Below are 16,407 nucleotides of genomic sequence, written 5' to 3' on the forward strand. Positions count from 1 at the left end.
GCGGCCCGGCGGCGGAGGCAGGGGATCGGATGACGGGCGGCACGGGAACGGCCGGCACAGGAGCGGGCGTCGAGGGGACGGGCGGCGAGAGGGCGGCCCGGCCCAGGGTGGCGCGCCGCGACTGGATCGAGGCGGCCTACGGGGAGCTGGCCCGCGCGGGCGAGCGCGGCGTGGCGATCACCACGCTGGCGGCCCGGCTCGGCGTCACCAAGGGCAGCTTCTACTGGCACTTCCGGGACCGCCCCGAGCTGATGCGGGCGCTGCTGGACCGGTGGGCGCACGAGCGGACCGACGAGATGCTGGGGCTCGCGCTCGGCAGCACCGCCGACCCGCGCGAGCGGCTGCGCCGCATCCAGGCGCTCGGCCGCGAGGTCGCGCCGATCGACCGGGCGATGCGGCTGTGGGCGCAGCACGAGCCGGCGGCGGAGGAGGCGGTGCGGCACGCCGACCGGGCCCTGCTCGGGCACATCGTCGCCTGCCTGGAAGGCCTCGGGTTCGATGAGCAGGAGGCACGTCTTCGGGCGCAGCTGATGCTGCGCGTCTGGGCGGGCGGCTACCTCGTCCCCGAGTCCGGACCCGACCCGGGGGAACGCATGCTGGAGATCCTCCTCGCTCCCTAGCCTCCGTCCCACTCCCGCCGGACGAAGCCGTGCCGCGCGAGCATCTCGGCGAGCTGCCGCCCGGCCGGGGTGAGCTCCCTGCCGAGCCCCCGGCACGCGGCGCAGCGCTCCTTCTCCGGCTCGGACGGGCGGGCCTTCATGTGGTCGTCGATAGCGCGTTCCACGGCGGTCACGATGGCGGGTTCGGCGGCGGCGGGCCGTTCGGGCGCGGCGACGGGCGCGGCCCCGGGCGGGGCCCCGGGCGGGGCGCCCGGAGCCGGACGCCACTCGTGGGCGCGGCGGGCGGCCTGCGCGACCGCGATCAGCTCGCCGGCCCGCCGGTGCCAGGCGAGCCACCGCTCGTTCGGCGTGCTCCCCGTCCCCCCGCACTCCGCGCAGTCGTCCTCCAGCGCCTCCAGGAGCCGCGACACCAGTCCGGCGCTCGCCGCCCGGTCACCCACTCCGGTCACCCACTCCGGTCACCTCGCGCAGGCTTCACGATCCCTGTCCATCCACGCTCTCGCCGTCCCGGGCCCGCGGGCCCCCCTCACGTCGTACGCGCGGCGGGGCCGCCGGGTTCGGATGCGCGCCGGTCGTCGCGCCGCCCCGTCCGCCGCCGCGACGCCTCCGTATCGCGTACGCTCCCGGCGGCGGGGCAGGTCCGGTGAGGGGGCCACCGCCCGCGCGCGGGCACGGGCGTCGCGCCGTGACGGTCCGACCCCCTATCGTGGTAGGGCCCGCGACCGTACCGTCCGGTCCCGACCGGAGGCGGCGCGGCGGGGCCGCCGGGGGCCGGAGGGAAGGGCCGCCGAAGGGGACTCCGTGCGAAAGGCTGGGGTGTGAGTCAGCGACGACCGCGGCCGTCAGGCGAAGAGCAGGCGGGCGACGTGGCCGGCGCCGTGCCGGACGACGTCGCGGCCGCCGTGGAGCGCGTGCTGAGCGCGACCACGCTGCTCTGGAACCGCGCGGACCAGGGCCTCGAACCCGCCATCTCGCCGATCCAGCTGCGCGCCGTGGAGGTGATCGCGCGGTTCGGCCGGCTGAACCTCGGCGGGCTCGCCGAGGAGCTCGGCGCGATCCCCTCGTCCACGAGCCGGCTGTGCGACAGGCTGGAGGCGGCCGGGCTGCTGGTGCGGGAGTCCGCCCGCACCGACCGGCGCGAGATCGTGCTGCGGCTGAGCGACCAGGGCGAGCGGCTGCACGCCGAGCTGGTCCGGCGGCGCCGCGCGGCGGTGCGCGACGTGCTGGCGCAGATGTCCCCCGCGTCCCGGGCCCGGCTGCTCGACGCGCTCACGGAGTTCGGTCAGGCGGGCGAGCGGCGCGAGCGCGGCGGTGGGGTCCTCGGGTCCCGGACGGCCTGACCGGCGCCCGGTTCCGGCCAGTTCGTACCTGCTTCTTCCGCAGCTCGATATCAAGTATTTGCCATACGGCAAACTCTTTGGCAGTCTTCCCGTGCGGTCCTGCGTCCGACACGGGGCGGACCCGATGACAGAGCCGCGTTCCCGCGGTCGAACGGCCGGTCGAGGGGGACGGCCGCTCCTGCGGTCCGGTCACCGTACGCGGACCGGCCGCACCGGGACGCGGCCGCGTCCGGCGCGTCGGCAGGCAGTATGAGATGGGGTCTCGATGAGCACGCACGGCCGCCCGGCCGGGGATGAGCACGGCCGCCCGGCCGAGAGTGGCCGGGGCCGCCCGGCCGAAGGGGACGGCAGCCCCCCGGCCAGGGTCGAACGGGCGCTGCGCGCCGCTCCCGCGTACGCGCTGCCCGAGGTGCTGGCCGCGACGCTCTCGCGGGAGTACCCCCGCGTCTCCACCGCCCGGCTCCTGGTCTCCGACTACCACTCGCGCGCCCTGATGCCGGTCGCGCCCCTGCTGGCCGCGCCGCGCCCCGGCGGCCCGGCGGCCCCGGCCGGCGAGGCGCGGGCCGCGGTGGCGGCCGCCGAGGAGGCCGTCGAGCCGCCCGAGGAGGCCACCGAGCCGATCGGGATCCGGCAGAGCCCCGCCGGGCGCTCGTTCGCCACCGGCCGCGTCCTGGTGGCCCCCGCGGAGGACGGCGACGGGTCCGGCGAAACCGGGACCTATATACCGGTCAGCGCGCGGGGCGAGCGGATCGGCGTCCTGCAGGTCGGCTCGTCCGCCCCGTGGACCGCGGCCGAGACGGCCGAGCTGGCCGAGATCGGCGAGCTGCTGGGCAGCGCGCTGAAGGTCGCGTGGACCCGGACCGACCGGTACGAGCGGGCCAGGCGGCGGCACCGCCTCACGCTCGCCGCCGAACTGCAGTGGCAGCTCCTCCCCGGCCACGCGCACGCGGACACCTCGTTCAGCCTCGCGGGGCACCTGGAGCCGGCCTACTCGATCGGCGGCGACAACTTCGACTGGTCCGTCGAGCACGACCACCTGGCGCTGACCGTCACCAACGGCGCGGGCACCGGCATCAAGGCGGCGCTGCTGACGTCGCTGACCGTCGGCGCGCTGCGCAACGCCCGGCGGTCGGGCGCCGACCTCGGCGAGCAGGCGAGCCTGGCGAACGACATGGTGCACGTGCGCTACGGCGGCCGGGAGTTCACCGAGACCCTCGTCATGCGGATCGACCTCGTCGACGGGACCGTGCACGTCATCGACGCGGGCTCCCCGCGGCTCCTGCTGATGCGCGGCTCCGAGGTGACGCGGGTGCCGCTGGAGCAGCAGCTCCCGCTCGGCATGTTCCCCGACACCGAGTACCGGCCCCAGCGGTTCGGGCTCGAACCCGGCGACCGGCTGGTGATCGTCAGCGACGGGGTCTTCGGCGCGAAGGCCAAGGGCGGCGAGTACGGGACGCACCTGCTGGAGCAGGCCACCCGGCGCAGCCGCCTGCAGCCCGCGGCCGAGGTCCCGCTGACCGTCATCGACGAGCTCATCGAGTTCCACGAGGGCGCCGACCTCGCCGACGACGCCGTCGTGGTGTGCTTCGACTGGCACAGCCCGTCCGGCGGCACTTCCCCGGTTCCGCCCCACGTGGCCCTGCACGGCGAGTCCGCGGTCTAGGCGGGAGCCGCCCGCGGGCGGCTCCCGGCCGGCGGCCTTCCGGTCACTCGGCCGGCGGGCTCGGCCGGTCGTCGGGGACGAGGCCGAGGGCCACCTCGAGGGCGGCGGCGTGCAACTCGTCCTCGCTGAAGGCGGTGTCGCGCATGGCGAAGTGGGTCATGTGCAGCGTGAGGAGGGCCAGGCGGGCGCGGATCTGGTCGGGCAGGCCCGCCTTCTCGTCGACCATGAACTCGGCGTACGACTTCATGCGCTCGCGCAGGTCCGAGGCGGCCTTCAGCTCTCGGACGGCCGGTTCGTTCATCTGCATGAAGCGGATCATCTCCTTGCCGGGGCCCTCGATGATCTCGGCATAGCGGCGCACGAACTCCCGCCGCGACGCCGGGGTGGGCTGCTGCCCGCGCGCCCACTCCAGGAGTTCCTCGCCCTCGGCGCGGAAGTCCTCGAAGAGGCTGCCGACGATGTCCTCTTTGGTCTTGAAGTGGTAGTAGAGCGCCGCCTTCGTCACATCGAGGCGTTCGGCGATCTCGCGCAGCGAGGTCTTCTCGTACCCCTGCTCGGCGAACAGCTCCAGCGCGACACTGCGGATCCGTGCGCGGGTGTCGCCTCGACGGCGGGTCATCGCGTCCTCCCCCTCAACTTACTTGACGACCGGCTAGTTCCGAGTCTACCGTACGGCAGGTACGAACTAGCCGGGCGGCAGGTAAGTCGGACGGAGCGGGGACAGGGATGAGCACATCACTCACGAAGAGCGGGACGGCGGAGCCGTCTCGGAGCAAGCGCCAGGTGTACATCGTGATGAGCGGGCTGATGATCGGCATGCTGCTCGCCATGCTCGACAACATGGTGGTCGGCACCGCGATGCCCACGATCGTCGGCGAGCTGGGCGGGGTGGCGCACCTGTCCTGGGTGGTCACCGCCTACACGCTGGCCACCGCCGCGGCGACGCCGATCTGGGGCAAGCTCGGCGACATGTACGGCCGCAAGGGCATGTTCATGGCCGCCGTCGTGGTGTTCCTGGCCGGGTCGGCGCTGGCCGGCATGGCGCACAGCATGACGCAGCTGATCGCCTTCCGCGGCGTCCAGGGCCTCGGCGCCGGCGGCCTCATGGTCGGCGCCATGGCCATCATCGGCGACCTGGTGCCGCCCCGTGAGCGCGGCCGCTACCAGGGGTTGATGGCCGCGGTCATGCCGCTGGCCTTCATCGGCGGCCCGCTGCTGGGCGGCCTGGTGACCGACCACCTCAGCTGGCGGTGGGCCTTCTACGTCAACCTTCCGCTGGGCGCCCTCGCCCTGGTGGTCACCGCGCTGACCATGCACCTGCCGAAGCGTCCCCGCAGCACGGCCCGCATCGACTACATCGGCGCGGTCCTGCTGACCGCCGGCATCGTCTGCCTCTCGCTCATGACCAGCTGGGGCGGCACGGAGTACGCCTGGGCCTCCGCCGTGATCATCGGCCTCGGCGCCGGCGCCGCCGTCCTGCTGGTCCTGTTCGTGCTGTGGGAGATGCGCGCGGAGTCCCCGATCCTGCCGATGAGCCTGTTCCGCAGCCGCAACTTCACGCTGGCCTCGGTGCTGGGCTTCCTGGTCGGCTTCGGGATGTTCGGCGCGGTGACCTTCCTGCCGCAGTTCCAGCAGCTGGTGCAGGGCGCCTCGGCCACCAACAGCGGCCTGCTCCTGCTGCCGATGATGATGGGCATGCTCGTCACCACCATGACCGTCGGGCAGCTGGTGACCCGCACCGGGCGCTACCGCGTCTACCCCATCGTGGGCGGGGTCGTCATGACCGCGGGCATGCTGCTGCTGTCCCGGCTCACCGTGGACTCCACCCAGCTCACCACCGGTCTGTTCATGCTCGTGCTGGGCGCCGGCATGGGCTTCCTGATGCAGAACACGATGCTCATCGCGCAGAACAGCGTGGAGTTGAAGGACATGGGCGCGGCCAGCGGCGCGGCCACCCTGTTCCGGACGATCGGCGGCTCGCTCGGCGTGTCGATCCTCGGCGCGATCTACAGCAGCCGCCTGACCGGCGGGCTGAGCGACCGGCTGGGCGAGAAGGCCGGCGAGTCGATCTCCGGCAGCGGCGGCCGGCTCACCCCGGCGCTGCTCAAGCGGATGCCGACCGAGGTGCGCGACGCCGTGGAGCACGCGGTGGCCTCCGGTGTCCACAACGTCTTCCTCTGGGCTTCCGCGTTCACCCTGCTGGCCATCGTCGCCGCCTGGTTCATCCGCGAGACCCCGCTGCGCGGCGGTCCCGCGGAGCGGCCCGCCGCGGAGGACCGCACGGTCACCGAACCCGTCGCGATCTGACCCGGCGCGGCACCGGGCAGGGGCCGTCCTCGTCGAGGACGGCCCCTGCCGCGCTTTGCGGCGGCGGCTTCGACGTCCGCGGTCCAGGCGGGCCCCGGGCCGATCCCCTTGCGGGACCGCCCCGACCGGGCAGTAACCTTTCGCTTACTTGATCAGCGAGAAAGCGGGAGAGCAGCGATGGGCGAGCTGAGCGCCGCGGAGACCGTCCGCGCCGCCGACAAGATCATCCACGACGTCGGGTCGCGGTGGATGCTGTCGCGCGGCACGGCGGAGCACGGCAAGGAGCAGGGGTACGACAACCCGTTCGCGTACTACTTCGCCGGACGGGGCGGGGTGATGGGCGACGTCGACGCCGACGTGGTCTCGGCGGCGCTCGGCTGGTTCGAGCCCGGTTTCGTCCGCGCCCAGTGGGACGAGGGGGTCGCGGTCGCCGGGGCGCGCGAGGCGACGCGGCGGTACATCCTCGGCTGCGCGGCCTGGGGCGAGGCCCACCTGCCGGAGGACCCGCGCCTCTGCGAGCTGGCGGAGCGCGTCGTGCGCGCGGCCGAGGGATCGGGGCTGCCGCTCTTCTGCGGCTGGCGCGCCGAAACGCTGCCGGACGCCACCCGGGCCCGGCTGATGCAGCTGGTGCAGGTGCTGCGGGAACTGCGCGGCGGCCTGCATCTCGTCGCGACGACCGCCGTCGGGCTCTCCCCGCTGGAGGCGATCCTGACGCAGGACGGGCCGGACATCGCGCGCTTCTTCGGCTGGCAGGGCGACCTCCCCGACTGCGCGGCGCTCAGGACGCGGCGCGTGGAGGCGGAGGAGATCACCGACCGGCTCTCCGCCGCCGTCTACGAGCGGGCGCTGTCGCCCTCCGAGCGGGCCGAGTTCGCCGAGCGGATCGGCGCGGTCGGCGCGGCCGTCCTCGGCTGAGCGGTTCCGCGGAGCGCGCCGGGGCCGGTCTTGTCGCGGAGGCACAAGCGCCGGGCGGAGATTGCGCAAGCGCGGGACTGTCGCAGAGGGGCCGACAGGTCCATTGTCGGACCAGAACCGATCACGCTCGGAAGGAGCACGTGATGGGACGGTCCCCTCTCCCCCTCGGCGCGTTCGCGGCACTGCCGCGTGTGGGGGGCGGCCCCCCGCACTCCCCGGTTCGCTTCGCTCTCGCCGTGGCCGCGTCGGCTGCTTCCTTGCTGGCCGTCACCGCTGCGGCCGGACCGGTTGGCGCGCGCGAGACCGGCCGGACCGAGGCGCCGGTCGCCTCCAGCTCGCCCGTCACCGACGTCGCCGAGTCGGTCGTGCGGGTCAGGGTGCCGCTGCCCGCGTCGGCCGGTCCGCATCCGGAGGCCTGCGACTGGCTGTCCTACCTGCGGTTCCGGCACAAGGACGGTCCCGCCGCGTCGGCCGACGCCGACCGGATCCTGGTCGCGCAGCCCGGCATCCTGGAGGGCGCGGGCGCGTTCGACAGCGTCGCGCGCAACACGGTCTCGGCCGCGGCCGAGCGCGGGAAGCACATCGAGTTCTGGGCGCTGGACCGGCGGTCCAACTGCCTGGAGGACGGCACCGGGATCCAGGCGGGGCTCCGGGCGGGGAACGCCCATCTCGCCATCGACTACTACTACCGGCAGAAAGAGGTCGACGGCCGGAAGTTCGCCGGGTACCAGACCAACGACCAGGTGAAGTGGCTCCAGAGCGTCGGGCTTGAGCAGACCGTCCGCGACCAGTACGACCTGATGGTCAGGGAGCTTCCCGACCCGGCCGCGCGCAAGCGGAAGATGATGTGCGGGGGGCACTCGCTGGGCGGCGTCCTGACGGCGTTCTTCGCCGAATGGGACTTCGACGGCGACCACTCGACCACGGGCGACGCAGGGTACGAGCAGTGCTCCGGCTACTTCGCGCTCGACACCCGGATCTCGACGGCGCTTCCCGGGTTCGGCGGGGACTTCCCCGAGGACTGGATCCCGCTGCTGAAGTTCGGCGCGGGCGCCGTCCAGGCGGGGCTGGAGAGCGGTGCGATCCCGCGGGCCCTGTCCGCCCCCGCGGTGGTCAACACCGAGACGATGAACCTGCTCGGCATCGCGGGCCTGGCGGCGCGCCTCGACCCGGGCGGCGTCTCCGACCTCGCGACCTACGTGCCGTCGTCGTTCAACACCGACTCCACCTACCGGATCCTGTTCTCCAAGGACTACCCGACGTTCCTCACGGGCTCCCCCACGGTGAAGGACTTCCGGTTCAGCAACGCCGCCGCGCTCGGCGGGCTGCTGGACGACAACTCCCAGCCGCTCGCGTTCATGCAGGCCAGCCTCGGGTTCTGGGACGGCGGGAAGATCGTCGACAAGGAGTTCCCGGCGCCGAACGACCTCGTCGGCATCGGGCTCGGCGGCCTGTCCCGGCTGCTCGGGACCGAGAAGAAGGCGATCCCGGACGAGCCGCGCGGCCCGCTGTACACGTGGCGGAACTTCGACCGCGTCGGCGCCCCGGACGACCCCGTGTACAAGGCCGAGGACGGCACCCCGTTCACGTCCGCGGGCAAGGAGGTCACCGACATCGCCGAACTGGCCCGCAGCCTGTCGGAGCACCCGCTCGACTTCACCGAGCACTACTTCCCGACGCGGATGGTCACCGACATCGCGCTGGCCGCCGCACCGGGGATCGCCGACGACGCCGTCCACGAGGACGGCGTCACGGCGAACCCGACGCTCAACCTGGAGGCGGAGGGCGGCCTCGGCGGCGACCCTCAGCCCGGCGACGTCGTCGCGCCCGGCTACCAGCACATCGACGTGCTGACCGCGTCCGCCGTCCAGAACGGCGGCCGGCCCGAGCCGGTCTCCGCGAACCTCGCCGCGTTCGCCGCCCGCTGACGCGACCCCGCCGCCCGCCGCCCGCCGCCCCGTGTTTCGCGGAACGGGCGGCGGGTAGGTGGGCGGCGGATCAAGCTGAGGAAGGCGGTGGGACGTGGGCGTTCGGAGATGGATCGAGTCGTGGCCCGTCTACCGCCAGTTCAGCGGCGACGACCCCCTCGGGCGGGGCGCCGCGGCCAGGAGCGCCGGAACCGAGCGGATCACGCCGCGGGTGAGCACCGCCGACCGGGTCGTGAAGTCGGTGTGCCCCTACTGCGCCGTCGGCTGCGGGCAGGACGTCTACGTCAAGGACGGCAAGGTCACCCAGATCGAGGGCGACCCCGACTCGCCGGTCAGCCGGGGGCGGCTGTGCCCCAAGGGTTCCGCGAGCCTGCAGCTGACCACCGGGGACGCCCGCGAGCAGCGGGTCCTGTACCGGCGCCCGCACGGCACCGAGTGGGAGTCCCTCGACCTCGACACGGCGATGGACATGATCGCCGACCGGGTGGTCGAGGCGCGCCGGCACGGCTGGCAGTGGGAGCAGGACGGCGTGCCGGTGCGGCGGACGCTGGGCTTCGCGAGCCTCGGCGGCGCCACCCTCGACAACGAGGAGAACTACCTGATCAAGAAGCTGTTCACCGCGCTCGGCGCGGTGCAGATCGAGAATCAGGCCCGCGTTTGACACTCCTCCACCGTTCCCGGTCTGGGAACCTCGTTCGGACGCGGCGGCGCGACCACCTTCCAGCAGGACCTCCAGCACGCCGACTGCATCGTCGTCCAGGGCTCGAACATGGCCGAGTGCCATCCGGTCGGGTTCCAGTGGGTGATGGAGGCCAAGGCGCGCGGGGCGAAGCTGATCCACGTGGACCCGCGGTTCACGCGGACGAGCGCGCTCGCGGACGCCCACGTCCCGCTGCGCGCGGGCAGTGACATCGCGTTCCTCGGCGGGATCATCAACTACGTCCTGCGGAACGAGAAGTACTTCCGCGAGTACGTCCTGTCCTACACGAACGCGTCGGTGATCCTCACCGAGGAGTTCCGCGACACCGAGGACCTGGACGGCGTGTTCTCCGGCCTGGACCCGGAGCAGCGCAGCTACGACAACAGCACGTGGCAGTACGAGGGCATGGAGGTCCAGGCGGCGTCCGGCCAGCGCGACATGGAGTACGAGGACCGCGTCGGAGCCGTCCAGGAGGCCGCGCGCGGCGAGGCGCACGGCTCGGGCGGCGCGGCGATCGGCGTGGGCGACCCGGAGCGGGACCCGACGCTGGAGCACCCGCGGTGCGTGTTCCAGGTCCTCAGGCGGCACTACGCGCGGTACACGCCGGAGATGGTCGAGCGGATCTGCGGCGTCCCCCGGGACCAGTTCCTCAAGGTCTGCGAGATGGTCACGGAGAACTCCGGCCGCGACCGGACGACGGCGTTCGCGTACGCGGTGGGCTGGACCCAGCACACGGTCGGCGTCCAGTACATCCGGGCGGCGTCGGTCCTGCAGTCGCTGCTCGGCAACATCGGCCGTCCCGGCGGCGGCATCCTGGCGCTGCGCGGCCACGCGTCCATCCAGGGCTCGACCGACATCCCGACGCTGTTCAACCTGCTGCCCGGCTACATCCCGATGCCGCACGCCCACAGCAACCAGGACCTGGACACGTTCATCCAGGCGGAGGCGGCGCGCAAGGGCTTCTGGGGCGACATGCGCTCCTACATGGTCAGCCTGCTGAAGGCGTACTGGGGCGACGCGGCGACCGCCGACAACGACTACCGCTTCGACTACCTGCCGCGGCTGACCGGCTCGCACAGCACCTACGAGACGTCCATGGCGCAGATCGACGGGGTGTGCAAGGGCTACTTCCTCATGGGCGAGAACCCGGCCGTCGGATCCGCCAACGCCAAGATCCAGCGCCTCGGGATGGCGAACCTCGACTGGCTCGTGGTCCGCGACTTCTCGCTGATCGAGTCGGCGACGTGGTGGAAGGACGGCCCGGAGATCGAGTCGGGCGAGATGCGCACCGAGGACATCGGCACCGAGGTGTTCTTCCTGCCGGCCGCCGCGCACACCGAGAAGGACGGCAGCTTCACCAACACGCAGCGGATGCTGCAGTGGCACCACAAGGCGGTGGAGCCCGCCGGGGACACGCGCAGCGACCTGTGGTTCATGTACCACCTCGGCCGCCTCGTCAGGGAGAAGCTCGCCGGCTCCACCGACGAGATGGACCGGCCCGTCCTGGACCTGACGTGGGACTACCCGACGCACGGCGAGATCGCCGAGCCGGACGCCGAGGCCGTCCTCGCCGAGATCAACGGCCGGGACGCCGACGGGAACCCGCTGTCCTCCTACACGCAGCTGAAGGACGACGGGTCCACCTCGTGCGGCTGCTGGATCTACTGCGGCTGCTACACCGACGGCGTCAACCAGACCGCGCGCCGCAAGCCCGGCCAGGACCAGAACTGGGTGGCGCCCGAGTGGGGCTGGGCGTGGCCGATGAACCGCCGCATCCTCTACAACCGGGCGTCCGCCGACCCGGACGGCAGGCCGTGGAGCGACCGCAAGGCGCTGATCTGGTGGGACGCCGAGAAGGGCGAGTGGACGGGCCACGACGTGCCCGACTTCGTCGCCGACCGCCCGCCGGACTACAAGCCGCCGCGCGACGCGACGGGACCGGACGCGCTCGCCGGCAACGACCCGTTCATCATGCAGGCGGACGGCAAGGCGTGGCTGTACGTGCCCGCCGGGCTGACGGACGGGCCGCTGCCGACGCACTACGAGCCGCAGGAGTCGCCGTTCCAGAACCCGCTCTACAAGCAGCAGCGCAACCCGGTCCGGCACCTGCCGCCGCCGCACCCCGACAACCGGTACGCGCCGAGCGGCACCGACCCGGGAGCCGGAACCTACCCGTACGTGGTGACGACGTACCGGCTCACCGAGCACCACACGGCGGGCGGCATGTCGCGCTGGCAGCCCTACCTGGCCGAGTTGCAGCCGGAGTTCTTCTGCGAGGTCTCGCCGGAACTGGCGGCCGAGCGGCGCCTGGAGCACGGCGGCTGGGCGACCATCGTCAGCCCGCGCGCCGTCGTGGAGGCGCGTGTGCTGGTGACCGATCGGATGGCGCCGCTGACCGTGGACGGCAGGAAGCTGCACCAGATCGGCCTGCCCTACCACTGGGGCCCGAACGGCTACAGCCGCGGCGACGCGGCGAACGAACTGCTGCACCTGTCCCTGGACCCGAACACGCACATCCAGGAGGCGAAGGCGCTGTCGGTCGACATCCGCCCCGGCCGCCGCCCACGCGGCCCGGCCGCCGGCGCCCTGGTCCGCGAGTACCAGGAGCGCGCCGGCATCACCGACCGGACAGGAACCGAGTTGTAATGCGTTTCTCTCCTCCTTCGGGCCTGGCGGCCCTCCATCGTCGAGAAACGCGGGCGATCGCTGGCATCGCTCCGGCTCGCCTTGCGGCTCGCTGCGCGATCAGGTTCTCGCAAGCTCGAACCTGCCTTCGGACGCGATCGCGACTGTAGGGGTTGTCGCGGGGTGCTCGAAACTCGGGCTTCAGCGGACAATCAGGGGGTGGTCGGCTGCGGGGATGAGTTCGCCTATGACTTGGGCGCCGGGGATCTCGCCGGCGAGCAGGAGGCCGCCGGAGGTCTGGGCGTCGGCGAGCAGGAGCCGGTCGTCCTCGCCGACGGCGCCGAAGTCGGTGTGCGGGGCGACCCAGTCGAGGTTGCGGCGGGTGCCGCCGCTGACGTACCCGTCCCGGAGGGACGCGCGCGCGCCGTCGAGGTAGGGGACGGCGGCGGCGTCGACCACGGCGGTCACCCCGGACGCGCGGGCCATCTTGTAGAGGTGGCCGAGGAGCCCGAAGCCGGTCACGTCGGTGGCGCAGACGATCCCGGCGTCCAGCGCGGCGGCGGACGCGTCGCGGTTCAGCGCGGCCATGGTCTCCACGGCGTGCGCGAAGACCTCGCCCGTCGCCTTGTGCCGGTTGTTCAGGACGCCGAGGCCGAGGGGCTTGGTGAGGCTGAGCGGCGTGCCCGGCTTGCCGGTGTCGTTGCGCAGCAGGCGTGCGGGGTCGGCGACCCCGGTGACGGCCATGCCGTACTTGGGCTCGGGGTCGTCCACGCTGTGGCCGCCGCCGACGTGGCAGCCCGCCTCGGCGGCGATGTCGAGCCCCCCGCGCAGGACCTCGCGCGCCAGGTCGAACGGGAGGACCTCGCGCGGCCAGGCGAGCAGGTTCACCGCCACGATGGGCCGGCCGCCGATCGCGTAGACGTCGGACAGCGCGTTGGCGGCGGCGATGCGCCCCCAGTCGTACGGGTCGTCGACGACGGGCGTGAAGAAGTCGGCGGTGGCGACGGCGGCGAGGCCGTCCTGGAGCCGGACCACGGCCGCGTCGTCCCCGGTCTCCAGCCCCACGAGCAGGTCGGCGTTGGGCGAGGCGGGCGCGGCCCCCAGCCCCGCGACGACCTCCTCCAACTCCCCCGGCGGAATCTTGCAGGCGCACCCGCCGCCATGCGCGTACTGGGTGAGCCGTTTCGGGGGAGCGTCGGTCATGGCTTCCTTTCGGTGCAGCGGCGGCGGAGGTCGTCTACTCGGACCGTGTAGCCCTTGTCGTCGAGGTACTCCAGGAGCGGGACGGCGACGCGGCGGGTGGTGCCGAGGGCGCGGCGCGCCTCGCTCAGGGTGAAGGGGCCGCCGAGTGCGGCTAGCAGCTCGGCGGCGCGGGCGTCGGCGCCGGGGAGCAGGACGACGCCGTCGGCGACCTTGAGGAGTTCGCCGGTCGCGGCTGCGACGGCGAGCATCCTCGGGGTGAGGCCGAGTTCGGCGAGGCGGTTCGCGTCCGGAGCCTGGAACGGGGCCGCGGCCAGATCGCGGCGGACGGCGTCGACGGCCGCGCGCACGGGCGGCGGCAGTTCGGGCGCGGTCGCCCTGCCGTAGATCCTGCCGTCGCGCCTGCCGAGGCCCTCGGCGAGGGCGTCGACGAGGACGCGGTCGGGGAGGCCGAGGGCGCGCCGGGCCGCGTCGGCCGGGAGCCCGGGGTCGGTGGGGTGGGCCTTGGCGTGCTCGTCGACGGCCGCCGCGAGGCGCTCGCGCAGGTCCTTCCAGAGGGCCGGGTCGGCGAGCCACTCCCCCGCGACCGGCTCGAAGGGGACGGGGACGCCCATCGCCACCAGGTCCGAGCGCCTGATCAGGCCCCGGCGCCGGACCTCCTCGGCGCCGTCCGGCCGTCCGGTCATCTCGGCGAGCACGCGGGCCCGTGCCGCCGCCGCACCGCGCCGCGTGAACGGCTCGGGGCGGACGTCCAGGACCGTGACCCCCGCCGGGACGCGGTGCCGCCCGGGGTCGCGCAGCAGGGCGACGTCCCCGACGCGGAGCGGCAGCGGGCGGCGCAGCGACAGCCGGGCCGTGTCGTCCCCGAGGGGGCGGACGTGGACCGGCACGGCCGCCGAGCCCACGTGGAGCGTCAGCTCGCGCGGCAGATCGGGTGCGGCGTCACCGCGCAGCCGGACGTCGACCACGTCGGCGGTGAGCCAGCGCCCGGGGGTGAGCAGGGCGTCGCCCCGGCCCATCTCCCCCGCGTTCCCGTGCAGGTTGACGGCGACGCGGGCGACGGCGCCGATCTCCTGGTGGTCCTCCTTGAGGCTCTGCAACCCGCGCACGCGCAGAAGGGCGTCGCCGAAGGCGAGGCGGTCGCCGACGCTGATCGTCCCGGCGCCGAGCGTGCCGGTCACGACGGTTCCCCTGCCGCGGATGGTGAAGACCCGGTCGATCCAGAGCCGGACGTCGGCGTCCTGGTCAGGGGCCGGGAGGGAGCCGGTGAGCCGCTCCAGGGCCGCGCGCAGCTCGTCGAGGCCGTCGCCGGTGGCGCCGCTGACCGCCACCGACTCGACGCGGCCGAGCGAGGTGGCGGCGAGGTGGGCGAGCGCCTCCTCGCGCACCCGGCCCACGGTCGCCTCGTCGGTGAGGTCGCGGCGCGTCACGACGAGGAGGCCGTGGCGGACGCCGAGCGCGTCCAGCACCGCCAGGTGCTCCTCGGACTGGCGCTGCCAGCCCTGGTCTGCGGCCACCACGAACACGACGGCCGGGACGGGCCCGACCCCGGCGAGCATCGTCGTGACGAGCCGCTCGTGCCCCGGGACGTCCACGAAGGCGATGCGGTCGCCGCCCGGCAGGGCCGTCCAGGCGAAGCCGAGCTCGATGGTGAGGCCGCGCCGCCGCTCCTCCTCCAGCCGGTCGGGCTCCATCCCGGTGAGGGCGCGGACGAGCGTGGACTTGCCGTGGTCGACGTGCCCGGCGATCGCGACGACGTGGGTCATCGCGCCGCCGCCCGGACGGCCCGGGCCAGGACGGCGTCATCGTCCGGCGGCACGGAGCGCAGGTCGAGCAGGCACCGCCCGTCCTCGACCCGCCCCATCACGGCGGGCGTCCCCCGGCGCAGCCGCGCCGCGTACGGCTCGGGGACCGCCACGGCCGCGCTCGGCAGGACGACGCCGGGCGCGCCGCCGCCGCCGACCGCCGCCTCGCTCTCGACGGCCTCGGCCTCCACGCCGTCGTCCCGCAGCCGGGCGGCGAGCCGCTCGGCCCGCTCCCGCAGGGCCCCGGCGCCGGCGTGCAGCGCCTCCCAGGTCGGGGTCCGCGGCCCCCGGAGGGTTGCCTCCAGGGCGGCGAGGGTCAGCTTGTCGACCCGCAGCGCCCGCGCGAGCGGGTGGCGGGCGAGCCGCCGCACCAGGTCGTCCCGGCCGAGAAGGAGTCCGCACTGCGGCCCGCCGAGCAGCTTGTCGCCGCTGGCGGTGACCAGGTCGGCGCCCGCCTTGAGCAAGGACGCGGCGTCGGGCTCGTCCGGCAGGAGGGGCTCGGGGGCGAGCAGCCCGGAGCCGATGTCAGCGACGACCGGCACCCCGAGCCCGGCCAGCTCCGCGACGTCCGCGCCCCGGGTGAAGCCCGTCATGCGGAAGTTCGAGGGGTGCACCTTGAGGATGAAGCCGGTCTCCGCGCCGACGGCCGCCGCGTAGTCGTCCGGCGAGGTCCGGTTCGTGGTGCCGACCTCGCGCAGCCGCGCGCCGGTGGCGGCGAGCAGCTCGGGGATGCGGAACCCGTCGCCGATCTCCACCATCTCGCCGCGGCTGATGACGATCTCCCGGCCGGGCGCGAGCGCGGTGGCGGCCAGCACCAGCGCCGCCGCGCCGTTGTTGACGACGTGCGCGGCCTCCGCCTGCGGCACCCGCTCCAGGAGCGCCGCGAGCACCGAGCGGCCCCGCCCGGCGCGGCGGCCGGTCTCCAGGTCGAGTTCGACGTCGGTGGCGCCGGACGCCACCGCCACGGCCTCGCGGGCCGCCGCCGACAGCGGCGCCCGCCCGAGGTTGGTGTGCAGCAGGACGCCGGTCGCGTTGATCACCGGGCGGAGCCCGGAGGCGCTCGGCGGGAGCGACGCGACGGCGGCGTCGGCCACCGCCTCCGGCGCGATCTCGCCGGCGCGGGCCCGGCGCTGGGCCGCGACGACCGCCGCCTTCACGACGCCGCGCCCGAGCCGTCCGGCCGCGCGCACGAGGCGGGGATCGGCGAGCAGCACGTCCGTGCGGGCGATCCGCCGCCGTTCGTCCTCACCCGCGACGGGCACGGCTCCGCGATCCATCAGGCGACCTCCGAGATGCAGCGCTAC

Annotated in this window: 12 protein-coding genes; 7 read left to right on the forward strand and 5 right to left on the reverse strand. The window is 74.1% G+C overall.

Going from position 1 to position 16,407, the window contains the following annotated elements; all coding sequences use genetic code 11:
• Nucleotides 1-29 precede the first annotated feature (29 nt).
• On the forward strand, nt 30-620 hold the full coding sequence (locus tag ABWI07_RS30660; protein ID WP_353820652.1) for a TetR/AcrR family transcriptional regulator: 591 nt from the start codon (nt 30-32) through the stop codon (nt 618-620).
• Here the strand turns inward: ABWI07_RS30660 and ABWI07_RS30665 are convergent.
• On the reverse strand, nt 617-1,069 hold the full coding sequence (locus ABWI07_RS30665; RefSeq protein ID WP_149261498.1) for a hypothetical protein: 453 nt from the start codon (nt 1,067-1,069) through the stop codon (nt 617-619). The genes ABWI07_RS30660 and ABWI07_RS30665 overlap by 4 nt on opposite strands.
• Nucleotides 1,070-1,438: 369 nt before the next feature.
• Here ABWI07_RS30665 and ABWI07_RS30670 point away from each other — a divergent pair, with 369 nt between their 5' ends.
• Complete coding sequence (locus tag ABWI07_RS30670; RefSeq protein WP_149261497.1) at nt 1,439-1,960, forward strand: MarR family winged helix-turn-helix transcriptional regulator; 522 nt, start codon at nt 1,439-1,441, stop codon at nt 1,958-1,960.
• A 265-nt stretch (nt 1,961-2,225) separates the two neighbouring features.
• Nucleotides 2,226-3,623, forward strand: a complete 1,398-nt coding sequence (locus ABWI07_RS30675; protein ID WP_149261496.1) for a PP2C family protein-serine/threonine phosphatase — start codon at nt 2,226-2,228, stop codon at nt 3,621-3,623.
• A 43-nt stretch (nt 3,624-3,666) separates the two neighbouring features.
• On the opposite strand, the gene ABWI07_RS30680 is transcribed toward ABWI07_RS30675, so the two are convergent.
• Nucleotides 3,667-4,242, reverse strand: coding sequence for a TetR/AcrR family transcriptional regulator (locus ABWI07_RS30680; protein WP_149261495.1), 576 nt, complete (start codon nt 4,240-4,242; stop codon nt 3,667-3,669).
• Between the two features lie 107 nt (nt 4,243-4,349).
• Between ABWI07_RS30680 and ABWI07_RS30685 the strand changes: the two genes are divergently transcribed.
• The 4 genes from ABWI07_RS30685 to fdh all read left to right on the forward strand — a co-directional run bounded on the left by ABWI07_RS30685 (nt 4,350) and on the right by fdh (nt 12,119).
• On the forward strand, nt 4,350-5,930 hold the full coding sequence (locus ABWI07_RS30685; RefSeq protein ID WP_353820654.1) for an MDR family MFS transporter: 1,581 nt from the start codon (nt 4,350-4,352) through the stop codon (nt 5,928-5,930).
• A 177-nt stretch (nt 5,931-6,107) separates the two neighbouring features.
• A complete protein-coding gene (locus ABWI07_RS30690; protein WP_353820655.1) occupies nt 6,108-6,845 on the forward strand; it encodes an SCO6745 family protein in 738 nt (245 codons plus the stop codon).
• A gap of 143 nt (nt 6,846-6,988) precedes the next feature.
• Nucleotides 6,989-8,773, forward strand: a complete 1,785-nt coding sequence (locus ABWI07_RS30695; RefSeq protein ID WP_353820656.1) for a hypothetical protein — start codon at nt 6,989-6,991, stop codon at nt 8,771-8,773.
• A gap of 94 nt (nt 8,774-8,867) precedes the next feature.
• Nucleotides 8,868-12,119, forward strand: coding sequence for a formate dehydrogenase (gene fdh / locus ABWI07_RS30700; protein WP_353820657.1), 3,252 nt, complete (start codon nt 8,868-8,870; stop codon nt 12,117-12,119).
• A 180-nt stretch (nt 12,120-12,299) separates the two neighbouring features.
• Here fdh and selD read toward each other — a convergent pair whose 3' ends face one another.
• The 3 genes from selD to selA are packed head-to-tail and all read right to left on the reverse strand — an operon-like array spanning nt 12,300 to nt 16,380.
• Entirely contained in the window at nt 12,300-13,301 is a 1,002-nt protein-coding gene (gene selD / locus ABWI07_RS30705) for a selenide, water dikinase SelD (protein WP_353820658.1), read from the reverse strand.
• Nucleotides 13,298-15,064, reverse strand: coding sequence for a selenocysteine-specific translation elongation factor (selB, locus tag ABWI07_RS30710; protein WP_353820659.1), 1,767 nt, complete (start codon nt 15,062-15,064; stop codon nt 13,298-13,300). Before selB ends, selD begins: the two co-directional genes overlap by 4 nt.
• Complete coding sequence (gene selA, locus ABWI07_RS30715) at nt 15,061-16,380, reverse strand: L-seryl-tRNA(Sec) selenium transferase (protein WP_353820660.1); 1,320 nt, start codon at nt 16,378-16,380, stop codon at nt 15,061-15,063. The genes selB and selA overlap by 4 nt, the downstream gene beginning before the upstream one ends.
• Between the last annotated feature and the right edge of the window lie 27 nt (nt 16,381-16,407).

This window comes from Actinomadura sp. NPDC000600 (assembly GCF_040492135.1).
Classification (GTDB): domain Bacteria; phylum Actinomycetota; class Actinomycetes; order Streptosporangiales; family Streptosporangiaceae; genus Spirillospora.

What these genes read in the sequence shown, in the direction of transcription:
- selA (WP_353820660.1), bottom strand. Translation starts at nt 16,380, where the DNA reads ATGGATCGCGGAGCCGTGCCCGTCGCGGGTGAGGACGAACGGCGGCGG.
- ABWI07_RS30660 (WP_353820652.1), top strand. Translation starts at nt 30, where the DNA reads ATGACGGGCGGCACGGGAACGGCCGGCACAGGAGCGGGCGTCGAGGGG.
- selD (WP_353820658.1), bottom strand. Translation starts at nt 13,301, where the DNA reads ATGACCGACGCTCCCCCGAAACGGCTCACCCAGTACGCGCATGGCGGC.
- ABWI07_RS30690 (WP_353820655.1), top strand. Translation starts at nt 6,108, where the DNA reads ATGGGCGAGCTGAGCGCCGCGGAGACCGTCCGCGCCGCCGACAAGATC.
- ABWI07_RS30685 (WP_353820654.1), top strand. Translation starts at nt 4,350, where the DNA reads ATGAGCACATCACTCACGAAGAGCGGGACGGCGGAGCCGTCTCGGAGC.
- selB (WP_353820659.1), bottom strand. Translation starts at nt 15,064, where the DNA reads ATGACCCACGTCGTCGCGATCGCCGGGCACGTCGACCACGGCAAGTCC.
- ABWI07_RS30680 (WP_149261495.1), bottom strand. Translation starts at nt 4,242, where the DNA reads ATGACCCGCCGTCGAGGCGACACCCGCGCACGGATCCGCAGTGTCGCG.
- ABWI07_RS30675 (WP_149261496.1), top strand. Translation starts at nt 2,226, where the DNA reads ATGAGCACGCACGGCCGCCCGGCCGGGGATGAGCACGGCCGCCCGGCC.
- ABWI07_RS30695 (WP_353820656.1), top strand. Translation starts at nt 6,989, where the DNA reads ATGGGACGGTCCCCTCTCCCCCTCGGCGCGTTCGCGGCACTGCCGCGT.